Raw genomic sequence first — 22,010 nt, forward strand, 5'->3', positions numbered from 1 at the left:
CTCAGCGCGCGGTCGCGATCACGTCCGCGACCGCCGCCGTCAGCTTCTTCGCGTACGGGACGTGCAGGAACTCGTTCGGGCCGTGCGCGTTCGACTTCGGCCCGAGCACGCCGCACACCATGAACTGGGCGGACGGGAAACCTTCCTGCAACACGTTCATCAGCGGGATCGTGCCGCCGAGGCCCATGTACGCGCAATCGGCGCCGAAGTGGCGGCGCGATGCGGCATCGAGCGACGACGCGAGCCACGGCGCGAGATCCGGAGCGCTCCAGCCCGTCGCGGCGCCCGCGTCCGGCTTGAACGTGACCTTCGCGTTATACGGCGGATCGAGTTCGAGCAGTTCCTTCAGTTGCTGCACGGCCTGCGCGGCGTCGACGAGCGGCGGCAGGCGCAGCGACAGCTTGAACGCGGTGCGCGGACGCAGCACGTTGCCCGCATCCGCGAGCGCCGGCATGCCGGCCGCGCCGGTCACCGACAGCGACGGGCGCCACGTCGAATTCAGCAGCGCCTCGCGCGGATCGGTGGTGGTCGGCAGCACCGGCTTGCCGTCCGCGCCGCAGGCCCACGGCAGCCCCTTCCACACGGCGTCGCCGAGGATGGCGGCGGCTGCGTCGGCTTCGCGCACGCGGCTGTCGGGAATCTCGCAATGGAACACGCCCGGCAGCAGGTTGCCGTTCTTCGCATCTTCCAGGCGCTCGAACAGCTGGCGCATCACGCGGAAGCTCGACGGCGCGATGCCGCCGAACACGCCCGAATGCACGCCTTCCTCGAGCACCTCGACCTGCAGGTCGCCGGACACCAGCCCGCGCAGCGACGTGGTGAGCCACATCTGGTCGTAGTTGCCGGCGCCCGAATCGAGGCACACGACGAGCGACACCTGGCCGAGCCGGTCGCGCAGCGCGTCGACGTACGGCAGCAGGTCGTAGCTGCCCGACTCCTCGCAGGTCTCGATCAGGCCGACGCAACGCGGCCGCTCGATGCCCTGCTCGTCGAGCGCGCCGAGCGCGGCGAGGCTCGCGTAGATCGCATAACCGTCGTCCGCGCCGCCGCGGCCGTACAGCTTGCCGTTCTCGTACTTCGGCGTCCACGGGCCGAGGTCCGCGCGCCAGCCGTCAAACTCGGGCTGCTTGTCGAGGTGGCCGTACAGCAGGATCGTGTCGGTGCTGCCCGGGCGCGTGGCGGGCGATTCGAAGAAGATCACCGGCGTGCGGCCCGGCAGGCGCACGATCTCGAGCTTCAGGCCTTTCACGGGCTGTCGCTCGGCCCACTGCGCGGCATCGGTGACGACGCGCTCGAGATAACCGCGCTTCGCCCAGTCGGGGTCGAATGCAGGGCTCTTCGCGGGGATCGCGATGTAGTCGGTCAGTGCATGGAGGATTTCATCGTTCCACTTGCGCTCGATGAAGGTAACGAGCTTGTCATGGTCGAGGACGGGGGTAGTGTCGACGGAGGTCATGGTGGGGGTGCCTGGATCGGGCTGACGAAAACCCAGATGATACGCCGATGCTCCCGCGCCGGCGCCCCCTTCCCGGTCGCTCAGCGCGCCTGCGGAAACGCGTCGCGCAGCCCCGCCGCACATGCCAGCGCATCGCGCCACAGGCGCTGCGTCAGCTCGCCCGCATCCTCTTCACGCGCGAGCGCCGCGGCCTCGCCCGACCACAGCACCGAGAAGTCGTCGCGGCCCTGCCGCTCGAACGCGCCGCGCAGCGGATCGACCACGGCCGTCGCGAGCGGAAACGCCGGCGCGAGCGCGCTCATCGGCCCCTGTTCGCGCATGAAGCGCGTCAGCAGCCCGCGCGCGGGGCGGCCCGTGTACAGGTTGGTCAGGCGCGTGCCGTCGTCGCGCGCGGCGCGCACCGCCGCGCGATGCTGCGCCGAGCGGCCGGCCTGCGGCGTCAGCAGGTAACCGGTGCCGATCTGTACCGCGCGCGCGCCGAGCGCGAACGCGGCCGCGATGCCGCGCCCGTCGGCGATCGCGCCGGCGGCGATCACCGGCGCGCGCACCGCGTCGACGATCTGCGGCAGCAACGCGAACAGGCCCGGCTGCGCATGGATGTCGTCGGTCAGGAACATGCCGCGATGGCCGCCGGCCTCCGCGCCCTGCGCGACGATCGCGTCGACGCCGCGCGCATCCAGCCAGCGCGCTTCCTCGACGGTCGTCGCGGACGAGACGACCTGCGCGCCCGTGCGCCGCACGCGATCGAGCAGCGGATCGTCCGGGAGCCCGAAGTGAAAGCTCACGACGGCCGGCCGCAGCTCTTCGACGACCGCGCACATCGCATCGTCGAACGGCGCGCGTCCGGGGCCGCCCTTCACGTCGGCCGGATCGAGCCCGACTTCTGCGTAGTAGCCCGCGAGCGCCGCGCGCCAGCGCGCGTCGACCGCGGCATCGGGCGCCGGCGGCGTATGGCAGAAGAAGTTCACGTTGAACGGGGCGGGCGTGCGCGCCCGGATCGCCGCGATCTCGTCGCGCAATTGCTGCGGGCCCAGTGCCGCGCAGGCAAGCGAGCCGAGCCCGCCGGCTTCGCACACGGCGATCGCGAGCGGGCTCAGTGAACCGACCATCGGGGCCTGGATCAGCGGCAAACGGGAAGGCAGCGTCGTCATCGGAATCATCCTCGGGGAAGAAGCGGTGGTCGCGCGCGCCGGCGGCACGCATTTAATGCGCCCGATAATAACCGACAAACTCAAACTCCGATTGCCACGCCATTTGCGTCGCGAATTGATTTAACCGGTTAGTAAAAGCGATTATTCTTCGAAGCTTCCGCGGCACGATCCCACCCGTCCGCATCGGAATCGAAAAAACGCGCTCCGGCCTTTCCACACGGGCCGCCGAACCCGAAGCCAAACACCGTTTCACCGGCTTCAATGACATTGATCAATATTCAAGTCATTAAATACAAGCGTTTACCCTTATTAATAATCGCCCCGAGCGATAACATGAACGCGTCAATTAAAACGACGAACCACACCGGAATCGTCGACCGGCGCCACACCGCGTTACCTCAACCGAAACACGCCTTCTCAAGGAGCGTCGCATGTCCGATGCCAGCTCGTCCTCCTCCCGCGCCGCCGCCACGCCGGACGCGGCTTCCGCGCCGAAAATCGGCGTCATTCCCGCCACGCTGATGGTCGCGGGCAACATGATGGGCTCCGGCGTCTTCATGCTGCCCGCGAACCTCGCCGCGACCGGCGGCATCGCGATCTTCGGCTGGCTGATCACCGTCGTCGGCGCCGTGTCGCTCGCGCTCGTGTTCGCGAAGCTCGCCGCGATCGACCCGGCCGCCGGCGGCCCGTACGCGTATGCGCGCAAGTCGTTCGGCCCGTACATGGGCTACCAGACCAACCTGATCTACTGGCTCGCGAACGTGCTCGGCAACGTCGGCCTCGCGGTCGCCGGCCTCGGCTACCTCACGCATTTCTTCCCGGTACTGAAGGACCCGCTCGTGTTCGCGCTCGCGCAGATCTTCGTGATCTGGCTGTTCACGTACGCGAACATCCTCGGGCCGAACGTCGTCGGCCGCGTGCAGTCGGTCACGACGGTCTTCGCGCTCGTGCCGATCCTCGGGATGGCCGTGTTCGGCTGGTTCTGGTTCAGCAAGGACGTGTATTTCGCCGGCTGGAACGTGTCGGGCACCAACAGCTTCAGCGCGATCGGCGCGACGCTGAACTTCACGCTGTGGGCGTTCATCGGCGTGGAAAGCGCATCGGTGTCGGCCGGCGTCGTCGAGAATCCGTCGCGCAACGTGCCGATCGCGACCGTCGGCGGCGTGGTGCTCGCGGCCGTCTGCTACGTGCTCAGCTCGACCGTGATCATGGGGATGATCCCGAACAAGGCGCTGCTCGCATCGAGCGCGCCGTTCGCGGATGCCGCGCGCCTCGCGCTCGGCAATACGGCCGCGAACGCGGTCGCGCTGTGCGCGGCGCTCGGCTGCCTCGGCTCGCTCGCGGGCTGGACGCTGCTGGTCGGCCAGACCGCGAAGGCCGCGGCCGACGACGGCCTGTTCGCCAGCGTGTTCGCGCGCGTCAACTCGAAGAACGTGCCGTCGGCCGGCCTCGCGATCGTCGCGCTGATCATGTCGGTGCAGGTGCTCGCGACGATGTCGCCGAGCGCCAGCGAGCAGTTCGGCAAGATCGCGTCGATCGCCGTGATCATGACGCTGCTGCCGTACATCTATTCGTGCATCGCGATCAAGGTGCTCGGCTACGGCAAGATGCCGTCGCACCAGTTCACGTTCTACACGATCGTCGGCCTGATCGGCGCCGTCTACGCGCTGTGGGCGATGGTCGGCTCCGACGGCCAGCAGACGCGCTGGTCGCTGATCTTCGTCGTCGCGACGATCGTCTTCTACGAGCTGTCGATCAACCGCCAGCGCGAGATCGAGGAAACCCACGTGCATCCGGGCGGCCGCTCGCCGCGCTGGGTGCGCTATCTCGCGCTCGGTGTGACCATCGCCGCGCTCGCCGCGACCTTCTGGATTTCCGTGGGCCGTCACCAGGCCGACACCCTTCACGCGCGCTCGCCGGCCGTTGCCGCGAGCGCCCAGGCAACCCAGCAAACGGGGGAATGACACATGACCGCATCCTTGACCCAACCGGCCTTCCGCCGCCTCGGCATGAAGGCGCTGCTCGTGCAGCACGACATCGACGAACGCACGGCCACCGGGCGCGCCGCGACGGCGCTTGCCGAGGAGCTGCGCACCCGGCTCGTCGACGTCGTGATCGCGACGTCCGCCGACGATGCCTGCGCGGTCGTCGCCGCCGATCCGGCGATCCAGTGCCTGCTGCTCAACTGGGAACTCGGCAACGACGCCGGCCACGCGCCCGCGCAGGCCGTGCTCGACGCGATGCGCGCGCGCAACGCGACCGTGCCCGTGTTCCTGCTCGCGAGCCGTGCCAGCGCATCCGCGATTCCCGTCGACGCGATGCGCAAGGCCGACGACTTCATCTGGATGCTGGAGGACACCACCGCGTTCATCGGCGGGCGGATCGTCGCCGCGATCGAACGCTACCGCGAGACCGTGCTGCCGCCGATGTTCCGCGCGCTCGCGAAATTCTCGCGCGTGTACGAATACTCGTGGCACACACCCGGCCACACCGGCGGCACCGCGTTCCTGAAATCGCCGGTCGGCCGCGCGTACTTCGAATTCTTCGGCGAGGCGCTGTTCCGCTCGGACCTGTCGATCTCGGTCGGCGAACTCGGCTCGCTGCTCGACCACTCCGGCCCGATCGGCGAAAGCGAACGCTACGCGGCGCGCGTGTTCGGCGCGCACCGCACGTATCACGTGACGAACGGCTCGTCGATGTCGAACCGCGTGATCCTGATGGCGAGCGTCACGCGCAACCAGGTCGCGCTGTGCGACCGAAACTGCCACAAGTCGGCCGAGCACGCGATGACGATGTCCGGCGCGATTCCGACCTACCTGATTCCGTCGCGCAACCACTACGGGATCATCGGGCCGATCATGCCGGAACGGCTGACGGCCGCCGCCGTGCGGCTCGCGATCGACGCGAACCCGCTCGTGCGCGGCCGCGACGGCATCGACCCGACGCCCGTGCATGCGCTGATCACGAACTCGACGTACGACGGCCTCTGCTACAACGTCGCGCGCGTCGAGGAACTGCTCGGGCAGAGCGTCGACCGATTGCACTTCGACGAGGCGTGGTACGGCTACGCGCGCTTCAACCCGATCTACCGCGACCGTCACGCGATGCACGGCGATCCGTCGCAGCACGACGCGAGCAAGCCGACGGTGTTCGCGACGCAATCGACGCACAAGCTGCTCGCCGCGCTGTCGCAGGCGTCGTTCATCCACGTCCGCGACGGCCGCAACCCGATCGAGCATGCGCGCTTCAACGAGGCGTACATGATGCATGCGTCGACGTCGCCGAACTACGCGATCATCGCGTCGAACGACGTGAGCGCCGCGATGATGGACGGCCCCGGCGGCGAGGCGCTGACGACCGACGCGATACGCGAGGCCGTCGCGTTCCGCCAGATGCTTGCGCGCCTGCATGCGGAATGCGCGGAGAACAACGACTGGTTCTTCAACGGCTGGCAGCCCGACAACGTCGTCGATCGCAAGACGGGCCACCGCGTGCGCTTCCACGAAGCGGACGAGACGCTGCTCGCCACCGACCCGTCGTGCTGGGTACTGCATCCGGGCGACACGTGGCACGGCTTCGGCGAAATCGAGGACGACTACTGCATGCTCGACCCGATCAAGGTGTCGATCGTCACGCCGGGCGTCGCATCGCACGGCGGGCTGATGCCGGTCGGCATTCCGGCATCGGTCGTCACCGCGTATCTCGACCGGCACGGGATCGTCGTCGAGAAGACGACCGACTTCACGATCCTGTTCCTGTTCTCGCTCGGCGTGACGAAGGGCAAGTGGGGCACGCTCGTCAACACGCTGCTCGATTTCAAGCGCGACTACGATGCGAACGTGTCGCTAGAACAGGCGTTGCCCGAACTCGTCGCGCGCTATCCGGAACGCTACGGCAAGCTCGGCCTGCGCGACCTGTGCGACCTGATGTTCAGCGCGATGAGCGACCTGAAGACGACCGAGATGATGTCGCGCGGCTTCTCGACGCTGCCGAAGCCCGATTACAGCCCGGCCGAGGCGTTCGAGCATCTCGTGCACAACGACATCGAGATGCTGGAGCTGTCGGAGATGGAAGGCCGCACCGTCGCGACGGGCGTCGTGCCCTATCCGCCCGGCATTCCGCTGCTGATGCCCGGCGAGAACGCGGGGCCGGCCGACGGCCCGCTGCTCGGCTACCTCAAGGCGCTCGAGCAGTACGACCTGCGCTTCCCGGGCTTCACGCACGACACGCACGGTGTCGAAGTCGAGGATGGCGTGTACCGGATCGCGTGCATCAAGCAGAAGGCGCGCGACACCATTCCGCGGTGAGCCTGCACCGGCCGCGGTGGCACGCGGCCGTTCAGTACACGCGGCCGGTTGCTCCGGTCACCGGCCGCCTGCGCTGCACCGTCGTCGTCGGGTTGGAGGATGCATGCGCCGTATCGCGGCGCGATCGCGTCGGCCGCTCGCATCGGCTTCGGAATCGCCCGGCGCTCTTCCCGCGACCGGCCGCAGCGTCGCGACGGTGTCAGCCCGCGTCCGGCTCGGGCACGCGTGCGGCGGCCTCGATGCGAAACAGCAGCCGGTTGTCGAGCACATCCCAGATGTCGACCTCGCCCTGCCCGCCCATCGGCAGGCCGACGAACACGGGGCGCCCGCCGATCCAGCCGGCCTGGCTCTTGAACCACTTGCGCTCGCACCAGCCGCCACGATGCAACGCGAGGCGCTTGCCGCTGTCGACGTCGAACTCGCGCAACACGAATTTCGCGTCGCGCGCCAGCACGCGCGTGCCGTCGTCCGAAAACGCGCATGGAAAGCCGTTGTCCGCGCCGGGTATGTCGCAATCGGTCGCGCCATCCGCGCGCACCGTCAGCGCCGCGTCCCGCGCGAATGCACGGCGATGCCGGCTGGCGCTCACCGCGAACGGAGCGTCCTGGAAACGCTGGTCGGCCAGATCGTAATCGAGCACGTCGAGCGTGCCGTCGCCGGCGAGCGGCACGCGATAGAGCCGGTTGCGGATGCGCACCCACGCTTCGCGCGCGTCGGGCGACAGATGAACCCGTTCCGGATCGTCATAACGGCTGTCTGCCCGCCAGCACGCGTCCGCTGCACCGCTCGCGGCATCGACCCGGTAAAGTGCCGTGTTGTCCCAGTACGCGACAATCAGCGTCGACAACGACGCATCGGCCGACGCGCTCACCGGCACGTTGCGCAGTCGGTCCATGGCCGTCGCCTCCGTCTCGTCGGGCACGAACGGACGAGGCAGCGCAAACGACGCGACCACTTGCCGCTGCGCCAGATCCCAGATGTCGCAGAATCCGTCGCCGGCCACGACGAGTCGCGGTTCGCCCGTCTCGTCGCGCGCCCATTCGATCACGCACGCCCGGCGGGCGGCGTCCGGCCCGGCGGGCGACGCGTGCCGGAACCCGTTCGCCGACACCGATTCGGGCGCCGGTCCGGCATCGGCCCGTGCTCCCGCTTCGGGCGCCACGTAGTCCGGCGGCACGTAGTCGGGCATCGGCGACCTGTCACGCGCGCGCCACGCAGCCAGCCATGCCTGATACACGTAGCGACGACTACCGTCCGTGCCGATATCGGGTTGCTCCAGATGAAAGGCGGTCGGATCGACGCCGGGCAGCGGCACGAGTTCGGCGCCGTTGCAATAGACGTAGGCCCGCGCGCGGTCCCGTGCGAAATACTCGGACAGGAACGTGAGCGTCGCTCCGTCGACGCCGCGCCGATACGGCTGGTTGTAGTGCAGCAATCGCCCCTGCCCGTCGCGCAGAAAGCCGTGACCGACCGGTTCGGCCGTCGGGGCGTCGAACCTGGCCTTCACTTCCTTGCCGAAATAGAACAGCCGGTCTCCCTCCCGCAGATGGTCGTCGCCGACGACTTCGATTCGTGCGGGATCGATGCCGCGCTTGCGTACCAGCATGCACAGCACGCCATTGCGATCCTTCGCATAGGTATCGTTCAGGATCTCGAACGTCTTGCCGTCGACCTTCGCGGCCTCCGCATGGCCGCGCCATTGCTGCCGATAGCAATGGTCGCCGGCCTGATACCACGGCCCGCCGAGATGCCGCCACTGCGCAGGATCGCCCGGAAGCGGCCCTCCGCGAAGAAAGCCCTTGTGGTACTCCGAATACGAATAGAGCCGCGAGCGGTCCGCGATGAATGAATCGCCGAGCCATCGGACCGTCCCCGCATCCGGTTCGAGCAGCGGCAGGTCGTGCAGGTACACCTGATCGCCGACCACCCGGTATCCGCCGCCGAGTTCCCGCGTCGATACGTCCGCCACGGCCTGCCCGATCAGCGCATGCCACCAGTACCCCTTCAATTCGGGACGCGCGGCGAAGAACGGCGACCAGTTGCGTTCCCATTGCTCGCGCGGGCCGGGATCATCCGCATGGCCGTAACGGTAGGGACGCGCGCGGTCGGTCGCCTGATCCTGCGCCACTTCATCCGCGCTGACAAAGCTCGCCGCATCAGCGCCTTCCAGTGCCCGCCCGCCGTACCAGACGCGCTGTGCGTCGACCAGATACGCGCCGACCCAACGCAGCGTCGCGGGATCCGCGCCGCGCATGCGCTTGCCGTAGTGATACAGGTAACGGTCGTCATGCCCCCATGATTCGCTCAGCAGCCGAAAGCGCGCAGGCGACGCGCCGGCAAGTTTCCGGTTCTGAAAATAGACATGGTTCGCGTCGACGGCATGCGACTCGTCCAGCAGGCGAAACGTCGCGGCGTCGACGTCGAGCACGGTGAAGCGCAACCACGTGAAAGTGCACGCATAGGCACGCACGCCGTCCGTCGCCAGATACCGGGACAACGGCCGGAAGCTGTCGATCGCGATGCCTTCGATGAGGTTGCCGGCGCGGTCCCGCAGCGGGCCATCGTGGCAATAGACGTGCGCGTCATCGCGCATGAAGCCGAATCCGAGGTTCTCTCTGAGTGTCATGTTGTTGGTTTGTTGCGCTTTCGTCCGGAATGCCCCGGTCAGGCGGTGCGCCGCCGGGTACGAAAGCCACCGCGCAACAGCGCGGCGCTCAAGCGTCCTGCGATCTTACGCCGCGATCCATCCCGCGCCGGTACGCGGCCGGGCTCGTCGCCGCGACGCGCCGGAAATGCCGCCGCAGCGACTCCTCTGAACCGAACCCCGCACGCGCCGCCACCTGCGCGAGCGACAGCGCGGGATGCGCTTCGAGCATGTCCTTCGCCACGTTCACGCGTTCGCGGATCAGCCATGCGAGCGGCGACATCCCCGTCGCGTCCGCGAACTGCCGCTGCAGCGTGCGCGTGCTCATCGCGGCCTGCGCGGCGAGCGACGCGAGCGTGTGCGGCTCGGCCGCGTGCGCGCGCATCCAGTCGATCAGCTTCGCGAGCCGGTCGGTGCCACCCGGCGCGACCGGGCGCGGCACGAACTGCGCCTGGCCGCCGTCGCGATGCGGCGGCAGCACGAGGCGCTGCGCGACCCGGTTCGCGATCGCGCCGCCGTGATCGCGGCGCACGAGATGCAGCAGCATGTCGAGCCCCGCCGCCGATCCGGCCGACGTGACGACCTGCCCTTCGTCGACGTAAAGCGCATCGGGATTCACGCGCAGCGCGGGATAACGCGCCTGCAGTTTCTCCGCATAGCGCCAGTGGGTCGTCACCGTGAGGCCATCGAGCACGCCGGCCGCCGCCAGCACGAACACGCCCGAGCAGATCGAGCAAAGCCGCGCGCCACGGCGATGCGCGGCCCGCAGCTTTTTCAGCAACGGTTCCGGCGGCGGTTCGTCCGGATCACGCCAGCCGGGAATCACGATGGTATCGGCGCGATCGAGCATCGCGAGCCGATACGGCGCGGCGACCGTGATGCAGCCCGCCGCGCGCACGGGCCCCGGCTCGCTCGCGCAGACCGCGAAGCGATACCAGTCGACCCCGAGCTCGGGGCGCTCGAGCGCGAACAGTTCGACCACGCAGCCGAATTCGAAGGTGCAGAGGCGATCGTAGGCGAGCGCGACGACGAGATGATTATGCATGGCGCGATGTTACCGGAACTTGTCGATCGCGCCACTGCCGCGACGGTCGCCGAACCGCGATACTGCCCTTCATTCCACTGCGTTCCGCGCAACCTTCAGGAGAACTCGACCATGTCCTACGTCACCGACGTCCCCGCTGCCGACAGCCCCGCCGCCCTCGCGCATTTCGAGGCGTCGCTGCGCTTCGAGACCGATTGCTGGGACGTGCACGACGCGCTCGCATCGGGTGCGCCCGATTTCGTGCTGCTCGACGTGCGCGGCCCCGACCAGTTCGCCGCCGGCCACGTGCCCGGCGCGCGCAACCTGCCGCACCGCAAGATCATCGAGAGCAAGCTCGCCGGCTATCCGGCCGCCACGCTGTTCGTCGTCTACTGCGCGGGCCCGCACTGCAACGGCGCCGCGCGCGCGGCGATCCGGCTCGCGCACCTCGGCCGGCCGGTCAAGCTGATGATCGGCGGCGTGACGGGCTGGCGCGACGAAGGTTTCGCGCTGAGCAACGAAATGCAGCCGGCGGACACCGAAGCCGGCTGATCATCATTAAAACCGCAACAATCAATTGTCTGAGCGCGGCCTGCACGCGAACGAAAAAAGCGCGACAATCGGCTCCATTGCAGTTCGGATGGAGCAGCAACATGCAGAACGCAGTCCTGATTCAAGTGGCCGGTTCGGTGGCCGCGATCGCGATCTATTTTCTGCCGGCGGTCATTGCCGACCGGCGTGGCCGGCACGACAAGCTGACGGTCGCGATGTTCAACGCGCTGTTCGGGTGGACCGGCATCGGCTGGCTGATGACGCTGTACTGGGCCTGCCAGCCGAACCCCCGCACCGATGTCGCGCAGACGATCCTCGCCAAGCGTCGCGGCATCAGCATGCGGACCTTTTCAACCGGTCTCGTCGAACGCGTGCAGCGCCGTGTCGCCGCCCAGGAGCAATGGGCGGAAAAGCAAGGCTGCCGTTAAGTCCCTCTTTCCCGATCACCCTGCCGCGTCGAACTTCGGCATCCTGACGTTGGTCGACGCGCGGTAATGCCACGCCAGCCCGTCGTGCCGCGGCCCGCCGCCCGCACGCAGCCACGCCCCGAACGCCCCCGCTGTCACCGCCCGTGCGATCCGCTCGCCCGGGCAGCCGTGCGGCCCCGTGCCGAAACCGAAATTCGGCCCGGCCGCGCGGCCGGGCATCAGCCGGTGCGGATCGCGATGCACGGCCGGGTCGCGATTCGCCGCGGCGAGCACGACGAGGATCGCGTCGCCGGCTTCGACGGTCACGCCTTCGATCGTCGTGCGCGATGCGACGAAGCGGCGCGTGTTCTGCACCGGTGAATCGAAGCGCCCGACTTCGGCAACGAACGCGTCGAGCGCGGCATCGTCCGGCACGACGCGCGCGGCGCCCGCGCCCGCTTCTAAGCCCGCTTCTAAGCCCGATTCCGCGCCCCCGTTCCACGCCACCAGCGCATTGCCGAGCCAGGCGGCGGTCGCCTCGCACGTCTGCGACAGCAGCCCGACGAGGTTCGCGACCAGCGCGCCGCTTGCCTGCCAGCCCGCCGCACGGGCCGCCTGCTGCACGGCGGCGACGAGCGTGCCGTCGTGCGCACGCGTCTGCGCGACGCGCACCGTCATCCGGTCGAGCAACTGTCGCGCGGCGTCGCTCGCGCGGGCCAGCGCCTCGGCATCGGACAGCGGCGACAGCGCCGCGACGAAGTCGACCACCTGCGCCGCGATCGCGTCGAGCTGCGTCTCGTCGAAGCCCAGCAGATCCGCGACCGCGCAGACGGGCACCGTCATGCACCACGTGTTCAGCGCGCCGGCATCGCCCGGCGGCGGCAGGCGCCGCGCGGCGAGCTGCATGGCACGGTCGCGCAGTGCAGCCGCGTCGATCGGCGCGAACGCCGCGCGCAGCGCCTGCTTCGGCACGTCGTGCCGCAACGCGCCGTCGTTCATGCGCACCAGCTCGCCGAACAGCGCGCCGGCCGTCGTGCCGCGCAACGCGGGCGGCACGGGCGCGTCCAGCGGGCGTACGCGGCAGGCCGGATGGCCGAGCACGGCCGTCACGGCGGCCGCGCGGCTCGCGACCCACAGGCCGAGCGTGGCGTCGAACGCGAGCGGCGGCCCGTCGACGAGCGCCGCGTAGTAGGGATAGGGATCGCGGTGCGTAACCGCTGCGATGGGATCGGTCGGGTTCATGCAGACAGTATCGACGCAGTGCACCGCCGCATGTTTCGGGCCGGCGTGAAATGTCGCGGCGCGGGCGCCGCGTGCGGCCGCCTCGCGATGTCAGGTGAATGTCAGGCAGCCGACCGGTAGCGATGCGACTGCATGCGCATGCGGACACGCCCGGCCGAAATCGCGCGCGGCTCCGGCACCACGGTGTCGTGAGGGAACATTTCCTGCCGGAATTCGCCGTGTTCGTCGAACCACTGGCAGATCAGCCAGTCGCCGTCGTCGAATACGACCGGCCCGGCATAGGTCACGGTCATGCGCGGCCCGCCCGTCTTCAGCGTCACGACATCGCCGACGCGAAACCTGACGCGTTGATTTTCTCGGATCGTCATCGCTCTCTCAGCATTTTTATATATCGATATTCCCGGCAGCCCACCAACTGTTCATTCGAACGTGCCGCAGATTATCAATCAAAAAACCGGCCGGCAACTCCCCTTTTCAAAAATGTCATGATCGGGAAAATGCAACAATGCGCGCCATCGACGCGCCCGGCGGATGCCCGACCGCCCGATCCGGCGCGGCTTGCGCGCCGGACCCGGTCGAACGGGCGAAATGCGGAGAATAGACGATGTATTTTTCGTCGTCACCGACGTTTAATTCTGACGTGAAATCGATTGATTATTATCAATCAACTTTTCGATTGGGAACGATCCCACGATTTATTTACACTCATTCACCGAACAAAACCGGTGAATTATCCGGCGACGCAAACCAGCGGTTGATATCGCGCCCGGGAACGGCCGCTTGCGTGAACGTAAACGTGCCGTCCTGCGCCATCTCCTTCGCGGCGCGCAGGAACGCGCCGAGCGCGGCCCGCGCCAGTGCGCCGCCGACACTCACGCGCTTCACGCCGAGCGCCGCCAGTGCGTCGACGCTCAGCAATCCGCCCTGCAGCCCCATCACGACGTTCACGGGTGCGCCGACCGCCCGCGTCACCGCCGCGATGTCGTCCGCATCGGTGATGCCCGGCGCATACAGCACGTCGGCGCCCGCGTCGCGATAGGCGACGAGCCGCGCGATCGTGTCGGCGAGGTCGTGGCGGCCGTGCAGGTAGTTTTCGCAGCGCGCGGTCAGCGTGAACGGAAACGGCAGCGCACGCGCCGCGTCGACGGCCGCCGCGATGCGCTCGACCGCCGCTTCGTGCGCATAGATTGGCGCGTCGGCGCGGCCCGTCGCATCCTCGATCGACCCGCCGACCGCGCCGGCCTCGGCCGCGAGCCGGATCGTCTCGGCCACCGTGTCGGGCGCATCGCCGAAGCCGTTCTCGAGGTCGGCGCTCACGGGCAGGCCACCTGCGGCGGCGATCTCGGCGATGTGATCGAGCATCTCGTCGCGGTCGATCGCATAGTCGGGCCGGCCTTTCGAAAAGGCGTAGCCGGCGCTCGTGGTCGCGAGCGCCTCGAAGCCGGCCATCGCGAGCAGGCGCGCGGTACCGGCGTCCCACGGGTTCGGGATGATGAAGGCGCCGGCACGTGCATGCAGGGCGCGGAAGGCTTCGGCTTGGCGGACTTGAAGATCGGAACGGGTCATCGCGGGCTCCAGGAGAAAGTTGACGGCCGAGCTTACGCCGATCGTGCACGCGACGTTTCAGCGTTCACCGAAATGTCGTCGCGCGACAGGAAAAAACCGATGCGCCGACTGCGCGCCGGAAGCCGGAAGCCGGAAGCCGGAAGCCGGAAGCCGGAAGCCGGAAGCCGGAAGTCGGGAGCTGGGAGCAGGAAGCCGGGAATCGGGAATCGGGAATCGGGAGCCGGCAACCCGCAATCGACAACGAGCGGGCCGACACCGCCGCCCATCCGTTGCCAACCGATAGCCGCTTACCTTGCCGCCGGTGGCCCGCCGTCGATGCCGAGCAACACGTCGGTGACGGCTTCGGAGAAACGCATCGCGCGACCGTCGATCAGTACGCCGTCCGGATTCGACGGGTCCCGCGCGGCTTGCGGCACACCGTGCGCGAGCAGCACCCGCGCGCAAGCCTCCCAATCGGCTGCGCCGACATGCTCCGGTTCGTTGACGGATGCCCAGGACAATGTGCCGAGCGCGTCGCTGCCGAACCCGTGCATGTCACGCCAGCTCGCACCGTGCTCGAGGAGGAACGCCAGCAAGCCCGCATCGCCGCGAAACACCGCGTGATTCAGCGCGCTCGCGTCCCAGTCGCCGCCCCGCGCCGCGATCGGCCAGCCCAGTTCGACCATGACCTTCACCGCGTCGCCCGACCCCCACGCGGCGGCATCCGGCAGCAGCCGCAGCCGCTCGCCGGGCAGCGCGCCCGGCAGTTCGGGATGCCGTGCCTGGATGCGTCGCGCATCGTCGGCGTCGGCGCGCGCGCAGGCCGCCACGAATGCGTCCTCGGCGTCGAGCGTCTCTTCCGCGCCCGCCGCACGCAACAACGCGGCGACCTCGGACAGCCCGGTCTGCATCGCCAGCCGGTACGCACTGACGCCCGCCGGGGTCCGCGCGCGGGGATCGGCGCCGGCCGCCAGCAGCGCGGCGACGTGGCGCGCCGAGCAGCGCACGCCGATCGCCCGCAACAACGGTGCGCCCCAGGTCTGCGCCAGCCCCTCGCCGGGCGGCTCGTTCGGGTCGCCGCCATGCGCGAGCAGCAGTTCGAGCGCGTCCGCATCGCGCATGTCGAATGCGCGACGCAACGCATTGGTCCCGCCCACCCGCGCGCCGTGTTCGAGCAGCAGACGCGTACAGGCCGGATTTTCCACCGAGTGATAGAGCGATTCGCCGTCGTTCGGGTCGGCGCCGGCTTCCAGCAGCATCGCGGTCAGAACCGGATCGCGATTGACGCCCGCGGCACCGTACAGCGCCGACAGCGGCCCCGCTTCGTCGGGCGCCGCGAGCGACGCCGGCGGAAACCGGTTGCCGATCCGCTGGTTCGGATCGGCGCCGGCATCGAGCAGATGACGCGCGCAGGCGCGCAGCCGGACGGCGAACCCGGGAATCTGCCCGAGCCGCGAATGCGTGACGGCAACCAGCGGCGGCAGCTTCAGCACGCCGCCGGCGCGCGCGATCCATCCGGGATCGGCGGCCAGCGCCGCCTTCACGGCATCGAGGTCGCCGGCCGCGCATGCGACGGTCGGATCGCTTGCAACGAGATCGGGCCGGTCGAGCAGCAGTTGCGCGGCGACACGCGGCCGGGCCGCATCGAAACCGCCCGTCACGTCGGCGCCGTACGCCAGGTCGAGCCAGCGCCGGATCAACGCCGACCGCTGTTGCCCGGCGAGCGCATGCGTTTCGACGAACGCGCCGAGATCGGCCCATGACGCGAAACCGTACTCGCGCGCAATGCACGACTGCGCATCGTGAAGCCGGAGCCCGAGCGCGAGCGCTTCGTCGTGCGTGCGGTTGGCGGCGGCGGGGAGAAAGCGGACAAAGCGCGCGACGGCGTCGGCGTCACCCTGCCGGTACAGGCGCAACAATGCCTTGGCCTGCTTTTTCAGATGATCGGGATTGGCCCCGGGAGGCAGCTTTTTCATGCGAATCCTCGTGCAGTCATGGCCGAAGGTCCGCAATACCGCCAGCACAAAGGACAGGAGGAAGACTGGATTTGCTGCGACAGGTGGGTTCAACCCTTTCCGCGGACCCGGAAGCGACCTGCATCGCTGGCCGCTATCCTAGGCGACGGCCGGCGACCGCGTCAACCGGGCCGCTCCATGCGGCGACGCTCAGCCCGCGAGCTGCTTCGTCAGGAAAATGCGCGTGTGCCCGGCCGGATAATCCGGCAGTTCGCCGAAGCGGACATAGCCGCGTTTCTCGTAGAACGGCCGCGCCTGGAAGTCGAACGTGTCGAGCCACGCGCCGTGGCATCCGCGCGCGACAGCTTCCGCCTCGGCCAGATCCATGATGCGCGTGCCCGCACCCTGGCCGCGCGCGGCCTCGGGCACCACGAGCAGGTCGACATGCAGCCAGCCGTACGCCGTGCTGCCCCACAAGCCGCCGACCACCGTGCCTTCGGCGTCGGTCACGACCACGGCCAGCGCGCGGAAGTCGTTCGGGCCCGCCTGGCTTTCGTTGAATCGGATGAGCGGCGCGACGATCTGCTTGCGAACGTTCACGTCGCCCGCGTCGGTCACCTCGTATGTGAACGTCATCGGTCGAGTCCGGTTGAATCGGAAATGAGGAAGGTTGAACCCGCACGCACCGCGTCAGACGACGTAAGCGCCCTTCGCATGCAGCTCCGCTTCCGTGCGCTCGAGCGCGGCGATCGCATCGCTGCCTTCGAGCGCCAGCAACTGCGCGACCAGCGCTTCGGCCATCGCGTGCGCGGCCACCAGCGACGGGAAGAACGACGGGCTGTCGTGCGTGAAGATCAGTTGTGCGTCCGCGTGCAGCGCGATCGGCGACACCGCGCTGTCGGTGATCGCGACGATCCGGCTGCCCTGCGCCTTCGCGGCCTGCGCGACGCGCGTCGCTTCCGCCGAATACGGCGCGAAGCTGACGACGACGGTCACGCTCTGCTTCGCGATCGTCCGCAGCTCCATTTCGAGCGACCCGGCGACGCCGTTGAGCAGCGACACGGTCGGGCGGAACAGCCGGTAGCCGTACACGAAGCCGAATGCAACCGGGTAGCACGAGCGAAACCCCGCGACATGCACGTGCGACGCCTTGCGGATGAGTTTCGCGGCATCGGCGAGCGCGTGCTCGTTCTGCGCGGCGGTGGCCGACAGGTTGTGTTGTTGCGCGGCGAGCAGGTCGTGCGCGAGCGACGCCTTCGCATCGGGCCGCACGAGCGAGCGCGCCCGCTGCGTGAGCGGCTCGGGGCGCGTGCGCACGCGCGCGACACACAGGTCGCGCAGTTCGTTCCAGCCGGGGAAGCCGAATTGCTGCGCGAGCCGCACGAGCGATGCGGGCTGCACCTGCGCGCGCTGTGCGACCTTGCGCATCGACGATGTGGCGACTTCGTCGGGATGATCGAGCAGGAAGGCCGCGCCCGCCTGGAATTGCGGGCTCAGCTCGGAAAATTGCGCCCGGATCCGGGACGCGAGTTCGTCGAAATTGGCGGCCATCTTGGTGTGAGCGGGAACCGGTCGTCCATGGTATCACCGGCCCCGTATACACCGGTGCACCGGTCAGCGCAGCACTTCGACGTGATCGGCGTCGACCTTCACGCTGCCCGACCATTTGCGCTCGAATTCGCCGGTCACCTTCACTTCGTTCCGGTCGCTGACGGGCTGGCCGGCCGCCCACAGCTTGTGGTCGATCTCGACGCGGATCGTGCCCGTCGCATCGGCGAATTCGTAATCCTCGCCGCCGACATGCTTGACGATGCGCCCCTGCAACTGCACGTGCTGGTCGTCCTTGCCGTTCGCGAGCAGTTCCTTCACGGTCGTCGTGGTCAGCGTGGACGGCCCGGTATATTCCGCATAAACGGCGGCGGGCAGCACGGCGAGCGCAACCGCCAGGATTCTCGTCAGGTGTTTCATGATTTCGGTCCTCTTCTTCGATGTGACGCCGCGCTCCGTTGAACGCGACGGCCTCAGATTACGGACCGTAAGATTAAGCAAACCTGAAGGTCGCGCCGCAGCGGCACGGTGCCGCACCGGGCACGCGCGCAAGCCGGCCGTGCGCCCGTGTTTAAGCTCCCGCTAAGGCCCGCGCGCTTATCATGGGAACCCCGGGCGCCATGGCGCCCCGTTGAAGAGACACGAATCCATGCGCGTACTGCTCGTCGAGGACGATCCGCTGATCGGCAGCGGGCTCGAACAGGGCCTCAAACAGGAAGGCTTCGCGGTCGACTGGGTGAAGGACGGCGACGCCGCGTCGCTCGCATTGCGCGCGACCGGCTACGGCCTGCTGCTGCTCGATCTCGGGCTGCCGAACCGCGACGGCCTGTCGGTGCTCGCCGCGCTGCGCCGCCGCGACGAAAACCTGCCCGCGATCATCATCACCGCGCGCGACGGCGTGCCCGACCGCATCGCGGGCCTCGACAGCGGCGCGGACGACTATCTCGTCAAGCCGTTCGAACTCGACGAACTGCTCGCCCGCATCCGCGCGGTCAACCGCCGCCACGCGGGCCGCGCGCAGACGACCCTCGCGATCGGCCCGCTGCGGCTCGACCCCGTCAAGCACCTCGTCTGGCTCGGCGACGACGAAGTCACGCTGTCGCCGAAGGAGTTCGTGCTGCTGCACGAGCTGATGCGCGACCCGGGCGCGGTGATTTCGCGCGAGCAGTTCGAGGAGCGGCTGTACAGCTGGGGCGAGGAAATCGAGAGCAACGCCGTGCAGGTGCACATCCACAACCTGCGCAAGAAGCTCGGCCACGACATGATCCGCACGGTGCGCGGCGTCGGCTACCGGATCGGTGACGGCGCATGACGCGCATGCAACACGCGATCGCGCGCTGGCGCAACGCGTCGCTGCGGCGGCGCCTGCTGACGTGGCTGCTTCCGGCCGCGTGCGTGATCGGCCTCGTCGCGAGTGCCGGCACCTACTGGGGCGCGCTGCGCGAGCTCGACGACCTGCTCGACGACCAGATGCGCAGCATGTCGAAGCAGATCGTCGTCGGCCCGAACGGCGAGCTGTCGTTCAGCAACCGCGCCAACGGCAAGCACGGTTTCGAGGCGAGCGATCCCGACGCCGTGCTGCTGCAGGTCTGGCGCAACGGCAAGCTCGTGTATTCGACCGACCGCGATTCGACCCTGCCGCCGCCCGAGCAGAAAGGCATCGCGAGCGTCGACGTCGGCGGCCAGCCGTGGCGCACCTACGTGACCGAACGCGGCGGCACGACGATCCGGCTCGCGCAGGCACGCCATGCGCGCTGGGAAGCGATCGCGGGCATCGCCGTGCACCTGCTGTGGCCCGTGTTCTCGATGCTGCCGCTGCTCGCGATCGGCCTGTGGTTCGGCATCGGCGCGGGGTTGCGGCCGCTGCGCACGATCGCATCCGGCCTCAAACGCAGGAATGCGAACAATCTCGAGCCGGTCGACGTCGGCGCGATGCCGAACGAAGTCCGTCCGCTCGCCGAAGCGATCAACGACCTGCTCGCGCGCCTGGACCGCTCGTTCACGCTGCAACGGCACTTCATCGCCGATGCCGCGCACGAATTGCGCACGCCGATCATGGGGCTGTCGATCCAGTCGCAGCTGCTGCGGCGCGCGTCGACCGCCGAGGAACGCGAGCACATCCTCGCGCAGATCCATGCCGGCACGACGCGGCTCGGCCACCTCGCCGAACAGCTGCTGACGCTCGCGCGCCTCGAACCCGATGCGCAGGCGGCCGCCTCAGCGTCGGCGCCCGTCGATCTCGCCGCGCTGTGCCGGTCGGTGGTATCGGACCGCACGCGCGTCGCCGACGCGCACCGGATCGATCTCGGCGCGATCGTGTCGACGCCCGTGATGACGTCGGGCAATGCCGACACGCTGCGCGTGCTGCTGAACAACCTCGTCGACAACGCGATCCGCTATGCGGGCGACGGCGCGCGTGTCGACGTGTCCGCGCGGCTCGACGGCACGACGCCCGTGCTCGAAGTCGCCGACGACGGCCCCGGGATCCCGGAAGCCGAACGCACCGACGTATGGGAGCGTTTCTATCGCGGCGAGGGCGCGCAGGCCGTCACGTCGTCGGGCAGCGGGCTCGGGCTGTCGATCGTCAAGCGGATCGCCGAACAGCATCGCGCGACGGTCGCACTCGGCACGACACGCGGCGGGCGCGGGCTGACCGTCACGGTGCGCTTTCCGCTGCCGGCCTGACGCCGCGCCGCGTGCGACGTGCGACGTGCCTCGCGCGGCTTTTCCACAGATTGTGTTGGCAAGCGTGTGGACAACCGTCCATTAACGACACCAAGCCATTGATCGGAAAGGGTTTGTCGGAGATGCGCGGCAAATGCGCCATGCGGTCGTGAACAGGCACATCCACGCCGCCACCGTAGCCTCGACCACGCGTCATGCGCCGCCCCTCCTTCGTCTCAATTTCCGACGACGATCCGTTCGACTCGCAGGGCGGTCGAGATTTCGAGGATGCTTGCGCGCTTCGACCCGTAGCAATATAGAAGGCCTTTCTGACAGCCGTCCGGCTTGGGTCGGGTTCGGCCCTCTTCGTGCACGACGACGGTACCGCCGGATGGATGAGGCGCCGACGTGTTCGCCCATGTAATGGAGCCGGCCGTACTGCGCGATCCGCGAATCGATCGCAGCGTTTCGCGCGGCCTTCACGCATCCCGGGTTCGCCGTCAGGCTGTCGGCCTGTCCGTCGTCCGCCGTCCGCCGTCGCGAGCCCGCACCTGTTCCAGAAAGTCGGCGCGGCCGGCATCTGCACTGCGTGAGCGCCCGCACGCATCGCGGCAACGCGTGGCATTCGCGGGTGTCCCGCGCGTCGCGCGCGCACCCGGACTTCTCCACAGAAAATGTTGGCAAGCTTGTGGATATCCTGCGCACCGCAACGCTAAACCCTTGATCCGATGGACTTTGGCACGCGTGATGCAGACGCGGCCCCGGTGACGGCCACCGCGTCCACCGCTTCGCCGCACTTCGCATCACGACGCCACGACGATGCACGTCGCGGCCGGCGCACACGTGCCGGCCATGCGCTGCGCCACTTACCCACAGATTTTGTTGGCAAGCTTGTGGATATCCTGCGCACGCGTGCGCTAACCCGTTGATCGGCTTACGGTTCATGCGCCGCGTCACGGTTGCGGCAGCGTGTGGCCCGGACATGCGTGAATGCGGACGATCCCGCGCGACCGACGAGCCCCCCCCGTGCACCACCCTCGCCTTGACGCTCGCGCCCGCCACGCGTCAAGATCACGCGAGCCGCACGCGGCCGTGCATCGCCGGCTTCGCGCGACGGTTCGACGGGCCGGCCGTTCCGCCCGACACTTCACTCCGAGGAAGGCCATGGAACACTTCACCGCGTGGCAGCTGGTCGTCTCACTCGTGCTCGTCGCCGTCGTCGTTTATCCGTACGTCCGCATCGTCCGGCGCACCGGGCATTCGGGCTGGTGGATCCTGACGATGTTCGTCCCGATCCTGAACTTCGTCATGTTGTGGGTGTTCGCGTTCGTGCGCTGGCCCACGGTCGACGATCGGCAGCCCTGACCGTCGCCCGCGCGGCTGCCGGGCTTGTCCACAGATTGTGTTGGCAAGCATGTGGATAGCCTGCGCATACCGCGACCAAGCGCTTGATCCGAAAGACTTTGTCCGCGCCGCCTCAAATGCGGCACGCGGCCGGCAAAGTGCCGCTCGCAC

At 68.6% G+C, this 22,010-nt stretch carries 18 protein-coding genes and 1 pseudogene; 8 read left to right on the forward strand and 11 right to left on the reverse strand.

The genetic code is table 11. From position 1 onward, the window contains the following. Window position 1: 1 nt before the first annotated feature. Both ABIC51_RS18990 and ABIC51_RS18995 read right to left on the reverse strand, forming a co-directional pair. Window positions 2-1,456, reverse strand: a complete 1,455-nt coding sequence (locus tag ABIC51_RS18990; RefSeq protein ID WP_027789575.1) for a M20 family metallopeptidase — start codon at window positions 1,454-1,456, stop codon at window positions 2-4. An 80-nt stretch (window positions 1,457-1,536) separates the two neighbouring features. Beyond that, on the reverse strand, window positions 1,537-2,607 hold the full coding sequence (locus ABIC51_RS18995; protein ID WP_027789576.1) for an NAD(P)H-dependent flavin oxidoreductase: 1,071 nt from the start codon (window positions 2,605-2,607) through the stop codon (window positions 1,537-1,539). A 431-nt stretch (window positions 2,608-3,038) separates the two neighbouring features. On the opposite strand from ABIC51_RS18995, the gene adiC reads away from it, so the two are divergent. Both adiC and ABIC51_RS19005 read left to right on the forward strand, forming a co-directional pair. Then, window positions 3,039-4,571 (forward strand): arginine/agmatine antiporter, encoded by a 1,533-nt coding sequence (adiC, locus tag ABIC51_RS19000; protein ID WP_034195968.1) that lies wholly within the window; start codon window positions 3,039-3,041, stop codon window positions 4,569-4,571. 3 nt (window positions 4,572-4,574) lie between these two features. After that, window positions 4,575-6,914 carry an Orn/Lys/Arg family decarboxylase gene (locus ABIC51_RS19005; protein WP_175854331.1) on the forward strand — a complete coding sequence of 780 codons (2,340 nt, stop codon included), beginning with the start codon at window positions 4,575-4,577 and terminating at the stop codon, window positions 6,912-6,914. A gap of 199 nt (window positions 6,915-7,113) precedes the next feature. Here ABIC51_RS19005 and ABIC51_RS19010 read toward each other — a convergent pair whose 3' ends face one another. Both ABIC51_RS19010 and ftrA read right to left on the reverse strand, forming a co-directional pair. Continuing rightward, window positions 7,114-9,540, reverse strand: a complete 2,427-nt coding sequence (locus ABIC51_RS19010; RefSeq protein ID WP_175897640.1) for a DKNYY domain-containing protein — start codon at window positions 9,538-9,540, stop codon at window positions 7,114-7,116. An 88-nt stretch (window positions 9,541-9,628) separates the two neighbouring features. After that, window positions 9,629-10,603, reverse strand: coding sequence for a transcriptional regulator FtrA (ftrA, locus tag ABIC51_RS19015; protein WP_354006586.1), 975 nt, complete (start codon window positions 10,601-10,603; stop codon window positions 9,629-9,631). A gap of 111 nt (window positions 10,604-10,714) precedes the next feature. Between ftrA and ABIC51_RS19020 the strand changes: the two genes are divergently transcribed. Together ABIC51_RS19020 and ABIC51_RS19025 are read left to right on the forward strand one after the other, a co-directional pair. Next, complete coding sequence (locus ABIC51_RS19020; RefSeq protein ID WP_226128026.1) at window positions 10,715-11,134, forward strand: rhodanese-like domain-containing protein; 420 nt, start codon at window positions 10,715-10,717, stop codon at window positions 11,132-11,134. Between the two features lie 101 nt (window positions 11,135-11,235). After that, window positions 11,236-11,562 (forward strand): superinfection immunity protein, encoded by a 327-nt coding sequence (locus ABIC51_RS19025; protein ID WP_011354384.1) that lies wholly within the window; start codon window positions 11,236-11,238, stop codon window positions 11,560-11,562. Window positions 11,563-11,577: 15 nt separating this feature from the next. On the opposite strand, the gene ABIC51_RS19030 is transcribed toward ABIC51_RS19025, so the two are convergent. The 7 genes from ABIC51_RS19030 to ABIC51_RS19060 form a co-directional block, all read right to left on the reverse strand. Continuing rightward, window positions 11,578-12,783, reverse strand: coding sequence for a cytochrome P450 (locus tag ABIC51_RS19030; RefSeq protein ID WP_226128028.1), 1,206 nt, complete (start codon window positions 12,781-12,783; stop codon window positions 11,578-11,580). Window positions 12,784-12,884: 101 nt separating this feature from the next. Beyond that, window positions 12,885-13,151, reverse strand: a complete 267-nt coding sequence (locus ABIC51_RS19035; RefSeq protein WP_027789582.1) for a YodC family protein — start codon at window positions 13,149-13,151, stop codon at window positions 12,885-12,887. 337 nt (window positions 13,152-13,488) lie between these two features. Further along, window positions 13,489-14,349, reverse strand: a complete 861-nt coding sequence (locus ABIC51_RS19040; RefSeq protein ID WP_027789583.1) for an isocitrate lyase/PEP mutase family protein — start codon at window positions 14,347-14,349, stop codon at window positions 13,489-13,491. 287 nt (window positions 14,350-14,636) lie between these two features. Continuing rightward, complete coding sequence (locus ABIC51_RS19045) at window positions 14,637-16,304, reverse strand: ankyrin repeat domain-containing protein (RefSeq protein WP_175854326.1); 1,668 nt, start codon at window positions 16,302-16,304, stop codon at window positions 14,637-14,639. A gap of 189 nt (window positions 16,305-16,493) precedes the next feature. Further along, window positions 16,494-16,919 carry a GNAT family N-acetyltransferase gene (locus ABIC51_RS19050; RefSeq protein ID WP_175755468.1) on the reverse strand — a complete coding sequence of 142 codons (426 nt, stop codon included), beginning with the start codon at window positions 16,917-16,919 and terminating at the stop codon, window positions 16,494-16,496. A gap of 54 nt (window positions 16,920-16,973) precedes the next feature. Further along, complete coding sequence (locus tag ABIC51_RS19055; protein ID WP_011354378.1) at window positions 16,974-17,834, reverse strand: MurR/RpiR family transcriptional regulator; 861 nt, start codon at window positions 17,832-17,834, stop codon at window positions 16,974-16,976. Window positions 17,835-17,897: 63 nt separating this feature from the next. Beyond that, window positions 17,898-18,251, reverse strand: a complete 354-nt coding sequence (locus ABIC51_RS19060; protein WP_021159886.1) for a YgiW/YdeI family stress tolerance OB fold protein — start codon at window positions 18,249-18,251, stop codon at window positions 17,898-17,900. 229 nt (window positions 18,252-18,480) lie between these two features. On the opposite strand from ABIC51_RS19060, the gene ABIC51_RS19065 reads away from it, so the two are divergent. The 4 genes and pseudogenes from ABIC51_RS19065 (at window position 18,481) to ABIC51_RS19080 (ending at window position 21,860) form a co-directional block, all read left to right on the forward strand. Beyond that, entirely contained in the window at window positions 18,481-19,143 is a 663-nt protein-coding gene (locus tag ABIC51_RS19065; RefSeq protein WP_021159887.1) for a response regulator, read from the forward strand. Continuing rightward, on the forward strand, window positions 19,140-20,516 hold the full coding sequence (locus ABIC51_RS19070) for an ATP-binding protein (RefSeq protein WP_027789586.1): 1,377 nt from the start codon (window positions 19,140-19,142) through the stop codon (window positions 20,514-20,516). The genes ABIC51_RS19065 and ABIC51_RS19070 overlap by 4 nt, the downstream gene beginning before the upstream one ends. Before the next feature lie 421 nt (window positions 20,517-20,937). Then, window positions 20,938-21,088: pseudogene (locus ABIC51_RS19075) on the forward strand (antibiotic biosynthesis monooxygenase); the annotation flags it as partial. 571 nt (window positions 21,089-21,659) lie between these two features. Continuing rightward, the gene (locus ABIC51_RS19080; RefSeq protein WP_027789587.1) at window positions 21,660-21,860 is read left to right on the forward strand and encodes a DUF805 domain-containing protein; all 201 of its coding nucleotides are present in this window, start codon (window positions 21,660-21,662) and stop codon (window positions 21,858-21,860) included. Window positions 21,861-22,010: the final 150 nt, after the last annotated feature.

Origin of the sequence: Burkholderia sp. 572 (assembly GCF_040545135.1) — a bacterium.
Classification (GTDB): Bacteria; Pseudomonadota; Gammaproteobacteria; order Burkholderiales; family Burkholderiaceae; genus Burkholderia; species Burkholderia cepacia.